At 70.2% G+C, this 14,723-nt stretch carries 14 protein-coding genes and 2 pseudogenes; 9 read left to right on the top strand and 7 right to left on the bottom strand.

Annotated features, from left to right (window positions below):
* Positions 1-172: 172 nt before the first annotated feature.
* Entirely contained in the window at positions 173-520 is a 348-nt protein-coding gene (locus ABZ371_RS17950; protein ID WP_358680186.1) for a metal-sensitive transcriptional regulator, read from the bottom strand.
* A 222-nt stretch (positions 521-742) separates the two neighbouring features.
* Between ABZ371_RS17950 and ABZ371_RS17945 the strand changes: the two genes are divergently transcribed.
* A complete protein-coding gene (locus tag ABZ371_RS17945) occupies positions 743-1,363 on the top strand; it encodes a DUF47 family protein (RefSeq protein WP_358680183.1) in 621 nt (206 codons plus the stop codon).
* Between the two features lie 5 nt (positions 1,364-1,368).
* The gene (locus tag ABZ371_RS17940) at positions 1,369-2,367 is read left to right on the top strand and encodes an inorganic phosphate transporter (protein ID WP_358680180.1); all 999 of its coding nucleotides are present in this window, start codon (positions 1,369-1,371) and stop codon (positions 2,365-2,367) included.
* Positions 2,368-2,567: 200 nt separating this feature from the next.
* Here the strand turns inward: ABZ371_RS17940 and pstB are convergent, their stop codons facing one another.
* The 4 genes from pstB to pstS form a co-directional block, all read right to left on the bottom strand.
* Positions 2,568-3,344, bottom strand: a complete 777-nt coding sequence (gene pstB, locus ABZ371_RS17935) for a phosphate ABC transporter ATP-binding protein PstB (protein ID WP_358680178.1) — start codon at positions 3,342-3,344, stop codon at positions 2,568-2,570.
* Between the two features lie 27 nt (positions 3,345-3,371).
* The gene (pstA, locus tag ABZ371_RS17930; protein WP_358680175.1) at positions 3,372-4,460 is read right to left on the bottom strand and encodes a phosphate ABC transporter permease PstA; all 1,089 of its coding nucleotides are present in this window, start codon (positions 4,458-4,460) and stop codon (positions 3,372-3,374) included.
* Positions 4,457-5,449, bottom strand: a complete 993-nt coding sequence (gene pstC, locus ABZ371_RS17925; protein ID WP_358680172.1) for a phosphate ABC transporter permease subunit PstC — start codon at positions 5,447-5,449, stop codon at positions 4,457-4,459. Before pstC ends, pstA begins: the two co-directional genes overlap by 4 nt.
* A gap of 126 nt (positions 5,450-5,575) precedes the next feature.
* Positions 5,576-6,712: a phosphate ABC transporter substrate-binding protein PstS gene (pstS, locus tag ABZ371_RS17920; RefSeq protein WP_358680169.1), complete on the bottom strand. Its 1,137-nt coding sequence runs from the start codon at positions 6,710-6,712 to the stop codon at positions 5,576-5,578.
* A gap of 345 nt (positions 6,713-7,057) precedes the next feature.
* Here pstS and ABZ371_RS17915 point away from each other — a divergent pair.
* The 5 genes and pseudogenes from ABZ371_RS17915 to ABZ371_RS17895 all read left to right on the top strand — a co-directional run.
* A pseudogene (locus ABZ371_RS17915) lies at positions 7,058-7,306 on the top strand (PBS lyase); the annotation flags it as partial.
* The gene (locus ABZ371_RS17910; protein ID WP_358680166.1) at positions 7,303-7,620 is read left to right on the top strand and encodes a zinc-ribbon domain-containing protein; all 318 of its coding nucleotides are present in this window, start codon (positions 7,303-7,305) and stop codon (positions 7,618-7,620) included. The pseudogene ABZ371_RS17915 and the gene ABZ371_RS17910, both read left to right, overlap by 4 nt.
* Before the next feature lie 70 nt (positions 7,621-7,690).
* Positions 7,691-9,103, top strand: a complete 1,413-nt coding sequence (locus tag ABZ371_RS17905; RefSeq protein WP_358680163.1) for an FtsW/RodA/SpoVE family cell cycle protein — start codon at positions 7,691-7,693, stop codon at positions 9,101-9,103.
* Entirely contained in the window at positions 9,100-10,557 is a 1,458-nt protein-coding gene (locus ABZ371_RS17900) for a penicillin-binding transpeptidase domain-containing protein (RefSeq protein WP_358680160.1), read from the top strand. The genes ABZ371_RS17905 and ABZ371_RS17900 overlap by 4 nt, the downstream gene beginning before the upstream one ends.
* A gap of 152 nt (positions 10,558-10,709) precedes the next feature.
* Positions 10,710-10,946: pseudogene (locus tag ABZ371_RS17895) on the top strand (amidase family protein); the annotation flags it as partial.
* Here ABZ371_RS17895 and ABZ371_RS17890 read toward each other — a convergent pair.
* Positions 10,939-11,760 carry a hypothetical protein gene (locus tag ABZ371_RS17890; protein WP_358680157.1) on the bottom strand — a complete coding sequence of 274 codons (822 nt, stop codon included), beginning with the start codon at positions 11,758-11,760 and terminating at the stop codon, positions 10,939-10,941. The pseudogene ABZ371_RS17895 and the gene ABZ371_RS17890 overlap by 8 nt on opposite strands.
* Before the next feature lie 350 nt (positions 11,761-12,110).
* Between ABZ371_RS17890 and ABZ371_RS17885 the strand changes: the two genes are divergently transcribed.
* On the top strand, positions 12,111-12,443 hold the full coding sequence (locus ABZ371_RS17885) for a hypothetical protein (protein WP_358680154.1): 333 nt from the start codon (positions 12,111-12,113) through the stop codon (positions 12,441-12,443).
* 7 nt (positions 12,444-12,450) lie between these two features.
* Here the strand turns inward: ABZ371_RS17885 and ABZ371_RS17880 are convergent, their stop codons facing one another.
* Positions 12,451-13,563: a ferritin-like domain-containing protein gene (locus tag ABZ371_RS17880; protein ID WP_358680152.1), complete on the bottom strand. Its 1,113-nt coding sequence runs from the start codon at positions 13,561-13,563 to the stop codon at positions 12,451-12,453.
* A gap of 177 nt (positions 13,564-13,740) precedes the next feature.
* Between ABZ371_RS17880 and ABZ371_RS17875 the strand changes: the two genes are divergently transcribed.
* Positions 13,741-14,676, top strand: a complete 936-nt coding sequence (locus tag ABZ371_RS17875) for a diiron oxygenase (protein WP_358680149.1) — start codon at positions 13,741-13,743, stop codon at positions 14,674-14,676.
* The last annotated feature ends 47 nt before the right edge of the window (positions 14,677-14,723 follow it).

Here is a 14,723-nt window from a genome sequence, read left to right as displayed (position 1 = left end):
ACCGCCGGGCGTGAGGCCGGGCAGCCCGTCGCCGGCCCGGCCCGGCGGGCGGGTGCGGAAACCCTTCGTGCGGGGCGATGTCACACGGCCCCGGCGCGGCGGCCGCCGGTGCGGACTCGCGGGCGCGGCCCGGAACCTCCGGGCGGCGCGGGCACCGGGGTGGTGTCGCAGCTCACGTCCGCAGGAGGCGGGCGATCGCCTTCGTGGCCTCCTCGACCTTGGCGTCGATCTCGTCACCGCCCTTGACGGCGGCGTCGGCGACGCAGTGGCGCAGGTGCTCCTCCAGCAGTTGCAGGGCGAAGGACTGCAGGGCCTTGGTGGAGGCCGAGACCTGGGTGAGTATGTCGATGCAGTAGACGTCCTCGTCCACCATCCGCTGCAGGCCGCGGACCTGTCCCTCGATGCGGCGCAGGCGCTTGAGGTGCTCGTCCTTCTGGTGGTGGTAGCCGTGGATACCCCGGTCGTGGTCGGTGACGACCGCGTCCGTGCCGGCCGCCCCGGTGGCCTCGGTGGTGGTCATGGGGGTCCTCCCGTTGTCCTTCTGCCCTGCGGTCCGTGTACCGGGCAGCACCCTGTGCATACCCCCGCCCCGTATATGGTAACGAAGTGCGCCGAAACGTGACCGGGGGTCCGTGCTGATCACTGTGCCTGATGCGCGACACTGAACAACGCCGGTTAGCCGTGGCCGGATGATGCGCCTAGCATCAGCCTGACCGAATCCAAAGCACCCCGAGGACCCCACGTGCGCTTTCGTCTGACCCCCAGGGAGACGAGCTTCTACGACATGTTCTCCGCGTCCGCGGACAACATCGTCACGGGCTCGAAACTCCTGATGGAACTGCTCGGGGCGGATTCTGCCTCCCGAGTCGAGATCGCGGAGCGCATGCGGGCAGCGGAGCACGCGGGCGACGACGCCACCCACGCGATCTTCCACCAGCTGAACTCCTCGTTCATCACGCCGTTCGACCGCGAGGACATCTACAGCCTCGCCTCGCAGCTCGACGACATCATGGACTTCATGGAGGAGGCCGTCGACCTGGTCGTGCTGTACCAGATCGACAAGCTCCCCAAGGGTGTCGAGCAGCAGATCGAGGTGCTGGCCCGGGCGGCCGAACTGACCGCCGAGGCCATGCCCGGCCTGCGGACCATGGAGAACCTCACCGAGTACTGGATCGAGGTCAACCGCCTGGAGAACCAGGCCGACCAGATCCACCGCAAGCTGCTGGCGCACCTCTTCAACGGCAAGTACGACGCCATGGACGTGCTGAAGCTCAAGCAGATCGTGGACGTGCTGGAAGAGGCGGCCGACGCGTTCGAGCACGTCGCCAACACCGTGGAGACCATCGCGGTCAAGGAGTCCTGAACCTCGTGGACACCTTTGCGCTGATCGTGACCGTCGGTGTCGCGCTCGGCTTCACGTATACGAACGGCTTCCACGACTCGGCGAACGCCATCGCCACCTCGGTCTCCACCCGGGCGCTGACCCCGCGCGCGGCTCTGGCGATGGCCGCCGTGATGAACCTCGCAGGCGCCTTCCTGGGGCAGGGGGTCGCCAAGACCGTCAGCGAAGGCCTCATCGCCACGCCCGAGGGCCAGAAGGGGATGGGCATCCTCTTCGCGGCGCTGGTCGGCGCGATCATCTGGAACCTCGTCACCTGGTACTACGGCCTGCCGTCCTCGTCCTCGCACGCCTTGTTCGGCGGCATGGTCGGTGCCGCGCTGGCCGGCGGGACGCTGGTGCACTGGGACGGGGTGCTCGAGAAGATCGTCATCCCGATGTTCCTGTCACCGGTCATCGGGCTGGTCGTGGGTTACCTGGTGATGGTCGGGATCATGTGGATGTTCCGCAAGTCCAACCCGCACAAGGCCAAGCGCGGATTCCGTATAGCGCAGACGGTCTCGGCCGCGGGCATGGCGCTCGGCCACGGTCTGCAGGACGCCCAGAAGACGATGGGCATCGTGGTGATGGCTCTGGTCATCGCCGATGTCGAGGGCCCGAACGACGAGATCCCGGTCTGGGTGAAGATCGCCTGTGCGGCGATGCTCTCGCTGGGCACGTACGCGGGCGGCTGGCGCATCATGCGCACCCTCGGCCGCAAGATCATCGAGCTGGACCCGCCGCAGGGTTTCGCGGCGGAGACGACCGGCGCGTCGATCATGTTCGGCTCGGCGTTCCTCTTCCACGCACCGATCTCCACGACTCACGTGATCACTTCGGCGATCATGGGTGTCGGTGCCACGAAGCGTGTCAACGCGGTGCGCTGGGGAGTGGCCAAGAACATCATCCTCGGGTGGTTCATCACGATGCCGGCCGCGGGCCTGGTCGCCGCGCTGAGCTACGGGGTCGTGTACCTGCTCTTCGGCTGACGGGCTCCGCCCTCGGCCTGAGAACGGACGCCCGAAAACGAACGCCCGAAAACGAACGCCTGAAAGCGGACGCCCGTGAGCGGACGCTCGCTCGCGTCCGCCCGGAAATGGGTCCGCCCCTGCTCCCTCACAGGAGAGCGGGGGCGGACCCGTTGCCTTGTGGTGGCACCGCCATGCAGCACCACAAGGCCGTCCGGGGGTTATCCGAAGCGGCCCGAGATGTAGTCCTCGGTCGCCTGTACGGACGGGTTGGAGAAGATCCGCTCCGTCTCGTCGATCTCGATCAGCCGGCCGGGCTTGCCGACCGCCGAGAGGTTGAAGAAGGCCGTACGGTCCGAGACGCGTGCCGCCTGCTGCATGTTGTGCGTCACGATGACGATCGTGAAGCGCTCCTTCAGCTCGCCGATCAGGTCCTCGATGGCCAGGGTCGAGATCGGGTCGAGAGCCGAGCACGGTTCGTCCATCAGCAGCACGTCCGGTTCGACGGCGATGGCACGGGCGATGCACAGGCGCTGCTGCTGGCCGCCCGAGAGACCGGAGCCGGGCTTGTTCAGGCGGTCCTTCACCTCGTTCCAGAGGTTGGCACCCCTGAGCGACTTCTCGACGATGTCCGACAGCTGGTTCTTGCGGTACGAGCCGTTCAGCCGGAGGCCGGCCGCGACGTTGTCGAAGATCGACATGGTCGGGAACGGGTTCGGGCGCTGGAAGACCATGCCGACCGTGCGGCGCACGGTGACGGGGTCGACCCCCGCCCCGTAGAGGTTCTCGTCGTCCAGCATCACCTTGCCCTCGACACGGCCCCCGGGGGTGACCTCGTGCATGCGGTTCAGGGTGCGCAGGAAGGTGGACTTGCCGCAGCCGGACGGGCCGATGAAGGCGGTCACGGAGCGGGGTTCCACGGTCATCGAGATGTCCTCGATGGCCTTGTGGGAGCCGTAGTAGGCGGTGAGGCCGCCGACGTCGATGCGCTTGGCCATGTGGGATCAACTGCTTTCTGCGTGGCCTCAGCGGCCGGTCTTCGGGGCCTTCCAGCGGGCGATGCCGCGGGCCACCAGATTGAGGATCATGACGAAGGCGATCAGGACCAGGGCGGCGGCCCAGGCGCGGTCGTAGGAGGCGGCCTCGCCGACCTTGTACTGCTCGTAGATGTAGAAGGGCAGCGAGGACTGGGCGCCTTCGAAGGGGTTCGTGTTGATCAGCTGGCTGCCGAAGACGAGCAGGATGATCGGGGCGGTCTCGCCGGCGATGCGGGCGATGGCGAGCATGACGCCCGTGGTGATGCCGCCGATCGCGGTCGGCAGGACCACCTTCAGGATGGTGCGCCACTTGGGGATGCCCAGGGCGAGGGAAGCCTCGCGGAGCTCGTTGGGGACGAGCTTGAGCATCTCCTCCGTGGAGCGGACCACGACGGGGATCATGAGGATGGTCAGGGCCAGGGCGCCCATCAGGCCGGACGGTTCGAGGCCCGCGATCAGCATGATGGACAGGATGAAGAGGCCGGCCACGATGGACGGGATGCCCGTCATCACGTCCACGAAGAAGGTGACGGCCCGGGCGAGGCCGCCCTTCCCGTACTCCACCAGGTAGACCGCGGTCAGCAGGCCGAGCGGGGCGGAGATCACCGTGGCGATACCGACCTGCTCCAGGGTGCCGATCAGTGCGTGGTAGACGCCGCCGGTGGCCTCCGAGCCGAGGACCCCGGCCATGGAGTGGGTGAGGAAGTAGCCGTCGAGGCGCTCGGAACCGCGGCTGATCGTGGTCCAGAGCAGCGAGGCGAGCGGTACCACGGCGGCGAGGAAGCACACCCAGACGATGCTGGTGGCGAGGCGGTCCTTGGCCTGGCGCTGGTTCTCGACCACGGTCGTGGTCACGTAGGAGACGGCCAGGAAGAGCAGGGCGGCGATCAGACCCCACTGGACGCGGCTCTCCCAGCCGGCGGCCGTGCTGATGCCGATGGCGAGCGCGATCGACACGGCGGCGAAGCCGAGGGGGGCCCACCGGGGGAGGCTTCGGCTGCTGAGGGTCGTTCCGCGGGGTTCCGGCGAGATCCGTGGACCGCTGCCCCGGACGTCGGTGGTGGTGGCGTTGCTCATGCGTTGGCCCCCGAGTACTCCTTGCGGCGGGCGATGATGAGCCGGGCCGCGCCGTTGACCAGCAGGGTGAGGACGAACAGGACGAGGCCCGAGGCGATCAGGGCGTCGCGGCCGAAGGCGTCGGCCTCGCCGAACTTCGCGGCGATGTTCTGGGCGAAGGTGCCGCCGCCCGGGTTGAGCACGTGCAGCGAGATGAGGAAACTCGGCGACAGGACCGTGGCCACGGCCATCGTCTCGCCGAGCGCGCGGCCGAGGCCGAGCATCGAGGCGGAGATCACGCCGGAGCGGCCGAACGGCAGGACCGAGAGACGGATGACCTCCCAGCGGGTGGCTCCGAGGGCGAGCGCGGCCTCCTCGTTCATCTTCGGTACCTGGAGGAAGACCTCGCGGCTGACGCTGGTCACGATCGGCAGGATCATGATGGCGAGCAGGATGCCGACGGTGAAGAGCGAGCGGGCGACGCCGACCTCCGTCTTGTCGAAGAGGTACGTCCAGCCGAAGAACCGGTCGAGCCAGAGGTTCAGGCCCTCCAGGTACGGCACGAGGACCAGGGCGCCCCAGATGCCGTAGACGATGCTGGGGACGGCGGCGAGCAGGTCGACGACGTACGCCAGGGGGGCGGCCAGCCTGCGCGGTGCGTAGTGCGAGATGAACAGGGCGATACCGACGGCGATCGGAACCGCGATGACCATCGCGATCACCGAGCTGACGACCGTGCCGAACAGCAGGACCGCGATGCCGAAGACCGGCGGGTCGCCGGCCGGGTTCCAGTCGAAGGTGGTGAAGAAGTTGCCTTCGTCCTCCGAGATGGCCATGGCGGCCCTGTAGCTGAGGAAGACGGCTATGGACGCCATGATCAGGAGCAGCAGGATGCCCGAACCTCGCGAGAGGCCCAGGAAGATCTTGTCGCCCGCGCGCCCGGTGGATCCGGCGGGCCGTGGCGGGGCCGGCGACGCCGGTGGGATGTCGAGCTGTGTGGTGGAAGCCATCGTCTTTCCGGTCTGTGTGGGGGAGCGGCGGGCTCCCCTGGCGGCGGTGCACCGGATGGGCTGGTGGCCGGGGCGGTCCGGAGGGGTGTCCCGGACCGCCCCGCCCTGGGGGTCGTGCGGCCCTGGTTACGAGAGGGCGCTGATGGTCTCGCGGACCTTGGCGTTGATCTCGGCCGGGATCGGGGCGTAGCCGGCCTCCGTCAGGACCTTCTGGCCCTCGTCGGAAGCGGTGTAGGAGAGGAAGGACTTGACCGTGCCGAGGGTGTCCGCCTTGTTGCCGGTGTCGCAGACGACCTCGTACGTCACCAGGACCACCGGGTAGGCGCCCTCGGCCTTGGTGGTGTAGTCGAGGTCGAGCGCCAGGTCCTTGCCGGTGCCCTTGACCTTGGCGGCGGCGATGGCCTTGGAGGCGTTCTCCGAGGTGGCCTTCACCGGGGTCGCGCCACCGGTGGCGATGTCGACGGTGGTGATGTCCTGCGAGGCGGCGTACGACAGCTCGAAGTAGCCGATCGAGCCGTCGACGGCCTTCACCTGGGAGGCGACGCCGGAGGAGCCGGACGCGGCCTGGCCACCGGGGGCCGGCCACTTCTTCTCGGCCTCGTACTTCCAGGCGTCGGCGGCCGCGGCACCCAGGTACTTGCCGAGGTTCTGCGTCGTGCCGGAGTCCTCGGAGCGGTGGAACGGCTGGATCGCCTTGTCCGGGAGCTTGGCGCCCTTGTTGAGCGCGGCGATCGCCGGGTCGTTCCACTTCTTGATCTTGGTGTCGAAGATCTTGGCGAGCGTGGGGGCGTCGAGCGTGAGGCTGTCCACGCCCTCCAGGTGGAAGCCGATCGCGATCGGGCCGCCGACCATCGGGAGGTTGATGCCCTGGCCGTTCTTGCAGATCTTCTTGGAGTCGGCGACCTCTTCGGGCTTGAGCGCCGAGTCCGAACCCGCGAAGCCCACGGTGCCCTGGTTGAAGGCGACGATGCCCTCGCCGGACGAGGAGGAGTTGTAGTTGATCTCCACGCCGGAACAGGCGGCCATGTAGTTCTTGACCCAGAGGTCCATCGCGTTCTTCTGGGCGCTGGACCCGGAGGCGCGGAGCTGGCCCTTCGCGTCGTCGCACTTGATGTTCGACGCGGCGGCGCTCGTCTTGCCCCCGTCCTTCGTGTCGGTGCCGGTGTTGTCGTCCGAACCGCACGCCGTGAGGACCAGGGCGCCGGAGACGGCGAGGGCACCGAGCGCGGTGGCACGAAGCCGGTTCTTGCGCTGAAGCTTCACTTTCGGGGTGTTCCTTCCAGGAGCCGCCGCGGGGGTGGGCGCGAGGCGGCGTGCGATGAGGAAAGGTGCGGTGGCTTTGCGCCGTGCACCGGGTACGTCCGAAATTAGGCAGAACAGGTGAAGCGGCCTACGGGGCAGGGTGAACGGCAGGTGAACCGTGCCGGGCGGGCTGGTTCCGGGGTCGGCTGCGGCTCCGGCTCGGGGGTTCGGCTCCGGCTCGGGGCTCGGCTCCGGCTTCGGCGCGGGTCGGTCGGCGGTCTGGTGGCTCGGCCGGGGTGCGGGTTTTGTCCTCGAGCGCCGGACGGGCTTGGTGGGCGCGGGCGCGGGCGCGGGCTCGGATCGGCGATGCTCCTCGCGGCCTGGGAGAAGAACCGCCACGTCAGGGTCCGGGTCGCGGGCTGCCTGGCACGGATGGGGCCCGGCGGTGCGGGGCCGGGCGCGGCCCGGGTGCTGCGGGCCGAGCTCCTGTCCGTACGACGCCACAACGCGATGGACGGCGGCTACGGCAGTCACGACACTTATGAGGACGAGAAGCTGCTGGCGCTCTGCCGGCGGGCACTTCTGGGAAACACGGGCAAAGGAATCACATCATGATCATTTTCGGTACGCGGGGCTACCTCTACCAGCTGGCGGTCCTCACCATGGTGTGCGGCTGGTGCGGCAATCCCGCGGCGCACACGCTGCGCAAGCGCGTCACGAAGTTCACCCTGTTCTTCGTACCGCTGTTCCCGTTCTCCACCAAGTACGCCATCCAGTGCACCTTCTGCGGCGGCGAGCGGCAGATACCGAAGGAGCAGGCCGAGCAGCTGCTGGCCCAGGCGAACGGCGGCCAGGACGGCCCCTCGCAGGGAGCCGCGCCGCAGCAGCCCGGGTACACGCCCGGTGGCCGGAACCCGTACCAGGGCTGAGTCGCACCTGGTGGGTGCCACGAGGCCGACATAAGGGAAATAGCACCCACCTCTTGCTACGTTGCGGGGCATGACCGCAACGACGGCGGAGGCGCGCCCGCCCGAGCTACGCCTGCCCAAGCGGCGCGGGGTCGAGCTCTCGCTCCTGATCGGGGCCGTGCTCATCTCCGTCTACGGTTACGCCGCCGTCGGCCTCGCCAGGAACGACGCCGTGCCGCCCGACGTCGCCGGGTACGGTGCCGGCCTCGGCCTCCTGGCCCTGCTCGCCCACCTGGCGGTCCGCTTCCGCGCCCCGTTCGCCGATCCGCTGCTGCTGCCGATCGCGGTGCTGCTGAACGGTCTGGGCCTGGTGCTGATCTACCGGCTCGACCTGGAGACCCCGAGCGACCGGGCGGCCACCACGCAGCTGATCTGGTCCACGCTCGGGGTCGCCTTCTTCATCGCGGTGGTGGTGCTGCTGCGCGATCACCGGGTGCTCCAGCGCTACGCCTACGTCTCGGTGGCCGCCGCACTGGTCCTGCTGACCGTGCCGATCTTCTTCCCCGCCGTGAACGGCGCCAAGATCTGGATCCGGGTCGGCGGACTCTCCTTCCAGCCGGGCGAGTTCGCCAAGATCCTGCTCGCCGTGTTCTTCGCTGCCTACCTGGCGGCGAACCGCAACGCCCTCGCCCACACCGGCCGCAGGATCTGGCGACTCCAGCTCCCCACCGGCCGGGTCCTGGGGCCCGTCGTGGCGATCTGGCTGCTCAGCGTCGGTGTGCTCGTCCTCGAACGGGACCTCGGCACCTCGCTGCTCTTCTTCGGCCTCTTCGTGATCCTGCTGTACGTCGCGACCGGCCGGACGGGGTGGATCGCCGTCGGGCTGCTGCTGGCCGCCGCGGGCGCCTTCGCCGTCGGTTCGTTCGAACCCCACGTGCACAGCAGGGTGCAGGACTGGCTGGACCCGTACGCCACGATCGACGCGGGCCAGGGTCCCGGTCAGCTCGCCCAGTCGCTCTTCGCGTTCGCCGCGGGCGGCATCCTCGGGACCGGGCTCGGTCTCGGTCACTCGATCCTCATCGGCTTCGCCGCCAAGTCCGACTTCATCCTGGCGACCGCCGGCGAGGAGCTCGGCCTGGCCGGTCTCACCGCGGTCTTCATGCTGTACGCCCTGCTGGTGGCCCGTGGTTACCGGGCCGGGCTGGCCCTGCGCGACCCCTTCGGCCGGCTGCTGTCGATCGGCCTCGCCTCGATCCTGGCGCTCCAGGTCTTCGTGATCGCGGGCGGGGTGATGGGGCTGATCCCGCTGACCGGCATGGCGATGCCGTTCCTGGCCCAGGGCGGGTCCTCCGTCGTCACCAACTGGATCATCGTGGCGTTGCTCATCCGGGTCAGCGATCTCGCCCGCACCCCTCATCAGGGTCAGCCGGTGACGGGGGCCATCGCGCCCGTGGTGGAGGAGGACCCACCGGGCCTCGGGCACCACGGGAGGGCCGGGCAGTGATCCGCTACATCCGGCGGGCCGCCGCCTTCTGCCTGCTCCTGCTCGTCGCCCTGCTGGCCAACGCCGCCCGGGTCCAGGTCTTCGAGGCCGACGAGCTGAACGGCAACCCCGCCAACCGCCGTACCACGATCGGCCGTTACAGCCAGCCGCGCGGCGACATCCTGGTGGGCGACGAGTCCGTCACCGGCTCGAAGAACACCGGCGAGCAGCTCGCCTACGAACGCACCTACCGCCAGGGCCCCCTCTACGCCCCGGTCACGGGGTACGCGTCCCAGACGTACGGCACCTCGCTGCTGGAGAACGCCGAGGACGACATCCTCTCCGGCAGCGCCCCGATCCTGGCCCCCGTCCCGCTCTGGGGTGACATCACCCGGGACCGGCAGCCCGGAGGCGACGTGGTCACCACCGTCGAGGCGGCCGCGCAGCGGGCGGCTTACGAGGGCCTGGGCGGCCGGCGCGGCGCGGTCGCGGCCCTCGACCCGGCCACCGGGAGGATCCTGGCACTGGTCTCCTCCCCGTCCTACGACCCGGAACTCCTGTCCGGCACCGGGTCCGCGGTCACGGACGCGTGGACGCGGCTCGACCGGTCGCCGAGCCGCCCGATGCTCAACAGGGCCATCCGGCAGACGTACCCGCCGGGTTCCACGTTCAAGATCGTCACCGCGGCGGCGGCGCTGGACGCGGGCGTGGTGACCGACCCGGAGGCGGAGACCGACACGCCGTCCCCGTACCTGCTGCCGGGCACCTCCACCGAGCTGCCCGACGAGGCCCGGGGCTGCGAACGGGCGTCGCTGGCGGAGGCGATCCGGGTCTCGTGCAACACGGTGATGGCGCGTCTGGGGGTCGAGGTCGGCCTGAAGCGCATGCTGGAGGCGGCGGGCAGGTTCGGCTTCAACGGCGACGACCTGCGGATCCCCTCCCGGGTGACCCGCAGCAACTTCGACTCGGACATGACGGACGACCAGCTGGCGCTGTCCTCGATCGGGCAGTTCGACACGACGGCGACGCCGCTCCAGATGGCCATGGTGGCCTCGGCGGTGGCGAACGACGGCGAACTGGAACACCCCTACCTGGTGGACCGGGTGACCGCCGCCGACGGCGGCACGGTGCGGCACGGTGATCCGGACACCCACCGCCGGGTGATGGAGGAGACGACGGCCGGCCGGTTGCGGCGGATGATGGTCGACGTGGTGGAGAACGGCACGGGCAGGAAGGCGGCGATCGACGGGGTCGAGGTCGGCGGGAAGACGGGCACCGCCCAGCACGGCGTCGACAACTCCGGCAACCCGTACGCCTGGTTCATCTCGTGGGCGAAGGAGCGGGGCACCGGCCGCCCCGCCGTGGCGGTGGCCGTGGTCGTGGAGGACGCCTCGGCGAACCGGGCGGACATCAGCGGCGGGGGAAGCGCGGCCCCGATCGCCCGGGCGGTGATGGCGGCCGTGCTGAACGGCTGACACGCGCGCCCGGAGCTGAGCCCCGTACGGAGGGCCGGGGCCCGTGCCGGGGGCCGGGGCCGCTGCCGGAGAGCTGAGACCGGGCCGCACGACACCTTCCGTCGAAGCGGCCCTGGCCCGGATCGACCGGCTGGACCCGGAGCTGTGCGCCTTCCCCGAACCCGCCGCACGGTCACCAGGGCCCGGGGAGCACCTACTCGACGGCGCTCACCCGGGCGTTCAACCTCAGCGGGCATCCGGCGGCGAGCGCGCCGGCCGGCTTCACACCGGACGGCTGCCCGGTCGGTCTGCACCTGGTGACCGACCGGGGGACGGACGCGGCGCTCCTCGGTGCGGCCCGCGCGGTGGAGCGGGTCCTGCCCGCCCCGCGTCCCCCCGCGTTCAGCTGAGCGGCTCGCAGATCTCCTCGCGGACGAGGGCGGTCTCCTCGGCCGCCTCCGCGAGGTCGATGTCGCCGGCGTCCTTCCCCGCGTCGCCGGGCCGCAGGACGGCGATCATGGCCGCCGTGTTGTCGTCCCCCCAGGCGCACATCGGCGTGTGGGTGCTCCCACCGGTGCCCTTGGACCGCAGGACCTGGCATTCCACGGTGATGTCGTGCCCCGGGGGCCTGAACTCCCGGGCGGGCACGACGATCTCGGTGCCGTCCGCCTCGGCCGCCCCCTCCATGATCTTGCCGCGTGTGAACGAGGGGGTGGCGATGCGTCCGTACATCCCGGAGACGACCAGGACGTCGCCGTCGTCCGACCGGTACTGCGCCACGGCGGCCTTCCCGTCCCGGATGCTCGGGTCGGGGGTGTCCTCGATCTTCCTGCCCTCGGTGGCCGACATGTCCTGGCTCAGGGTGAACTCCCCGTCCAGGATCTCCTCGGGCACGACGAGCTTGTGCGTGGCTTCGGGGAAGGCGGCGTCCGCGCCCTCGCCGACGAGCGTGTACGCACCGAAGCCGAGCGCGGCGACGGCGGCGAGGGCCCCGGCCACGATGCCGACGACCATGCCGGTCCTCCTCCGGCGCGGCGGCTGCGGGGGCCACCCCGCGGCGCCCGGTATCCCCGGCTGCCCGTAGGGCCCGGGTGCCCCCGCCTGCGGGTGCGGCGGGTAGCCGTACGCGGGCGGCTGCTGGGGGTACGGGTTCCCGGGTGGCGGGCCGTACGGGTTCTGCGGGGGCTGGGGCGGCCCGTACGGGTCCTGTGGCGGCATGGTCATGCGATCACGGTACGTCACCCCGGCGAACGTGTGTGCGACGAAGCGGGGTGGACGGGACGACGGCACGGGTGCCCCGCGCCCGCCGGGACCGGAGATGCGGGCGCGGCGCCATGAACCCGTCGGCGCCGGATCCGGATGTCCGGGGCGCGGCACCACGGACCCCGTGCGCCCCACGCCCCGGCGCCTCGCGCCCGCCACCACCCGGGGCGGGCGGTGTCCGTCCCCCCGGAATGCGTACGCGAACGGCCGCCCTGAGTACGCCTACTCATGAACGGCGCTCCGGCTACCGGCAGGCTGTGACCGGCAGACCGGCCCGACACGGCCCGGCCCGACACAGAAGGAGTCCGACCATGCGCAGGAGTCACCGAGCCCCGGCATCCCCGAACGGCGTCCGAGGCGCGGCAAGGCCGGCGGCGGGTCTCGCCCTGGCGGCCCTGACCGTCGCACTGCTGACCACCGGCTGCTCCACGGCCGACGCGATCTGCGGCGGCGGGGAGTACCCGGTCCTGGCCGTGGGCGGCGGGGGCAGCGCGTGCGCGCCCGAGGGCGAGGAACCGCCCGGGGGCTACACGCGCTACCCGGCGGGCAAGGTCCCCGAGCACGTCGGCGACAAGTGGGACACGTACTGGGACACCAGGACCGTCGACAAGGACGGCAGGATCGTGAAGCAGCCCGGGGAGTGACGGCCCGTCACGCGGGGGGCGCCCCGCCCTCCGCGACCGCCTGGGCGACCTCGGCCACCCGGGCCTCCTCCTCCGCCGCGAAGCGGTCCCGGTCGAGCTGTTCGGCCACCTCCTCGTCCTGGGTCATCAGCAGGTCCAGGTTCGTGTCACCGAGCTCGAAGACCCCCATGTCCGCGTAGGCCTTCTGGAGCCGCTCGCCCCACAGGCCGATGTCCTTGACGCAGGGGACGATCCTGCTGAACAGCAGCTTGCGGAACAACTGGAGGTACTCCGAGTGCTCGGAGAGGGCCTTGGCCTCCTGCTTGCCGATGCCGAAGTTCTCCAGCACCTCGACGCCGCTGAGCCGGTCGCGCATCAGGTAGCAGCCCTCGATGACGAACTCCTCGCGCTCGCGCAGCTCCGCGTCGCCCAGCTGCCGGTAGTAGTCGCGCAGGGCCATCCGCCCGAAGGCCACGTGCCGGGCCTCGTCCTGCATGACGTAGGCGAGGATCTGCTTCGGCAGCGGCCTGGTCGTCGTGTCGCGGATCATGCCGAACGCGGCGAGCGCCAGGCCCTCGATGAGGACCTGCATGCCGAGGTAGGGCATGTCCCAGCGGGAGTCGCGCAGGGTGTCCCCGAGCAGCCCCTGGAGGTTGTCGTTGACCGGGTAGAGCATCCCTATCTTCTCGTGCAGGAACCGGCCGTATATCTCGGCGTGCCGCGCCTCGTCCATGGTCTGCGTCGCGGAGTAGTACTTCGCGTCGAGGTCGGGGACCGACTCCACGATCCGGGCCGCGCACACCATCGCGCCCTGCTCGCCGTGGAGGAACTGGCTGAACTGCCACGAGGTGTAGTGCTTGCGCAGCTCACCCCGGTCGCGTTCGGTCATCTTGGCCCAGTGCGGGGTGCCGTGGAGGGGGAGCGCCTCGTCGGGGGTGCCGAGCGGGTCGGCGGGGTCGACCTCCAGGCTCCAGTCGATGCGCTTGTCGCCGTCCCACTGCTTGTCCTTGCCCTTCCGGTACAGGGCGAGGAGGCGCCCACGGCCGTCGTCGTAGTCCCAGTTGAAGCGGGCGGCGCCGTTGGCGGGAACCTGCCATGTGGGCGCGTCGGGCGGGGTGATGTAGAGGTCGTGTGTCGACACGGACAGCTCCTTCGCCTGGCGAGGATCGTATGTTCCGTGGTGCTGCGGTCAGTTGGCAGGTTCACACGTTGGTAGACGCGGGGTCAACAAGTCGCGCGCAAGGGATTGACGGTCTTGCTGACAAGCAGTCTCATAAAGCATGACCGCCGGTAACCGATGCGCGAGGGACCCACACCCATGACGACAGTGACCGAACAGGACGTCCAGGCGCTGCGCGACGCGCTCGGGCCGCTCAAGGACCGCGAGCAGGTCGCGGCACGCCTGCTCGAAGCCTCGGCGAAGCACTCCTTCGACCCCGACACCGAGCTCGACTGGGACTCCGCGGTCGAGGACGGCAAGTGGTTCTGGCCGCCGGAGCTCGTCTCGCTCTACGACACCCCGCTCTGGCGGCGGATGTCAGAGGAGCAGCGCATGGACCTCGCCCGGCACGAGGCGGCGTCACTCGCCTCGCTCGGCATCTGGTTCGAGATCATCCTCATGCAGCTGCTCGTCCGGCACATCTACGACAAGCCCGTGACCAGCAAGCACGTCCGGTACGCCCTCACCGAGATAGCCGACGAGTGCCGCCACTCGATGATGTTCGGCCGGATGATCCAGTGGGGCGGGGCGCCCGAGTACCCCGTGCCCCGGGTCTACCACAACCTGGCGCGGGTGCTGAAAACCGTGTCCACGACGCCCGGTTCGTTCGCCGCGACCCTGCTCGGCGAGGAGATCCTGGACTGGATGCAGCGGCTCACCTTCCCCGACGAGCGGGTGCAGTCACTCGTCCGCGGGGTGACCCGCATCCACGTCGTCGAGGAGGCCCGGCACGTCCGCTACGCACGCGAGGAGCTGCGCCGCCAGATGGTCACCGCCCCCGCCTGGGAGCGCCGGCTGACCCGGCTGAGCTGCGGGGAGGCGGCCCGCGTGTTCTCCGTCTGCTTCGTGAACCCGCAGGTGTACGAGAATGTCGGGCTGGACCGCCGCGAGGCCGTCGCCCAGGTGAAGGCGAGCGGCCACCGGGCCGAGGTGATGCAGACGGGGGCGCGGCGACTGACGGACTTCTTCGACGACATCGGGGTGCTGAACGGCGTCGGGCGCGCGCTGTGGAAGCGCTCCGGACTGCTGGCGTGAGACCGGGCCCGGTGGGCCCGGGACCCGCGGCGCGGCCCCCTCACACC

The organism is Streptomyces sp. NPDC005899, assembly GCF_040629645.1.
In the GTDB taxonomy this organism is placed as follows: domain Bacteria; phylum Actinomycetota; class Actinomycetes; order Streptomycetales; family Streptomycetaceae; genus Streptomyces.
This window is presented reverse-complemented; position numbering and strand designations above follow the sequence as displayed.

Coding starts and splice junctions, on each gene's coding strand:
- ABZ371_RS17950 (WP_358680186.1), bottom strand. CDS start 520: ATGACCACCACCGAGGCCACCGGGGCGGCCGGCACGGACGCGGTCGTC.
- pstB (WP_358680178.1), bottom strand. CDS start 3,344: ATGGCCAAGCGCATCGACGTCGGCGGCCTCACCGCCTACTACGGCTCC.
- pstA (WP_358680175.1), bottom strand. CDS start 4,460: ATGAGCAACGCCACCACCACCGACGTCCGGGGCAGCGGTCCACGGATC.
- pstC (WP_358680172.1), bottom strand. CDS start 5,449: ATGGCTTCCACCACACAGCTCGACATCCCACCGGCGTCGCCGGCCCCG.
- ABZ371_RS17910 (WP_358680166.1), top strand. CDS start 7,303: ATGATCATTTTCGGTACGCGGGGCTACCTCTACCAGCTGGCGGTCCTC.
- ABZ371_RS17905 (WP_358680163.1), top strand. CDS start 7,691: ATGACCGCAACGACGGCGGAGGCGCGCCCGCCCGAGCTACGCCTGCCC.
- ABZ371_RS17890 (WP_358680157.1), bottom strand. CDS start 11,760: ATGACCATGCCGCCACAGGACCCGTACGGGCCGCCCCAGCCCCCGCAG.
- ABZ371_RS17885 (WP_358680154.1), top strand. CDS start 12,111: ATGCGCAGGAGTCACCGAGCCCCGGCATCCCCGAACGGCGTCCGAGGC.
- ABZ371_RS17875 (WP_358680149.1), top strand. CDS start 13,741: ATGACGACAGTGACCGAACAGGACGTCCAGGCGCTGCGCGACGCGCTC.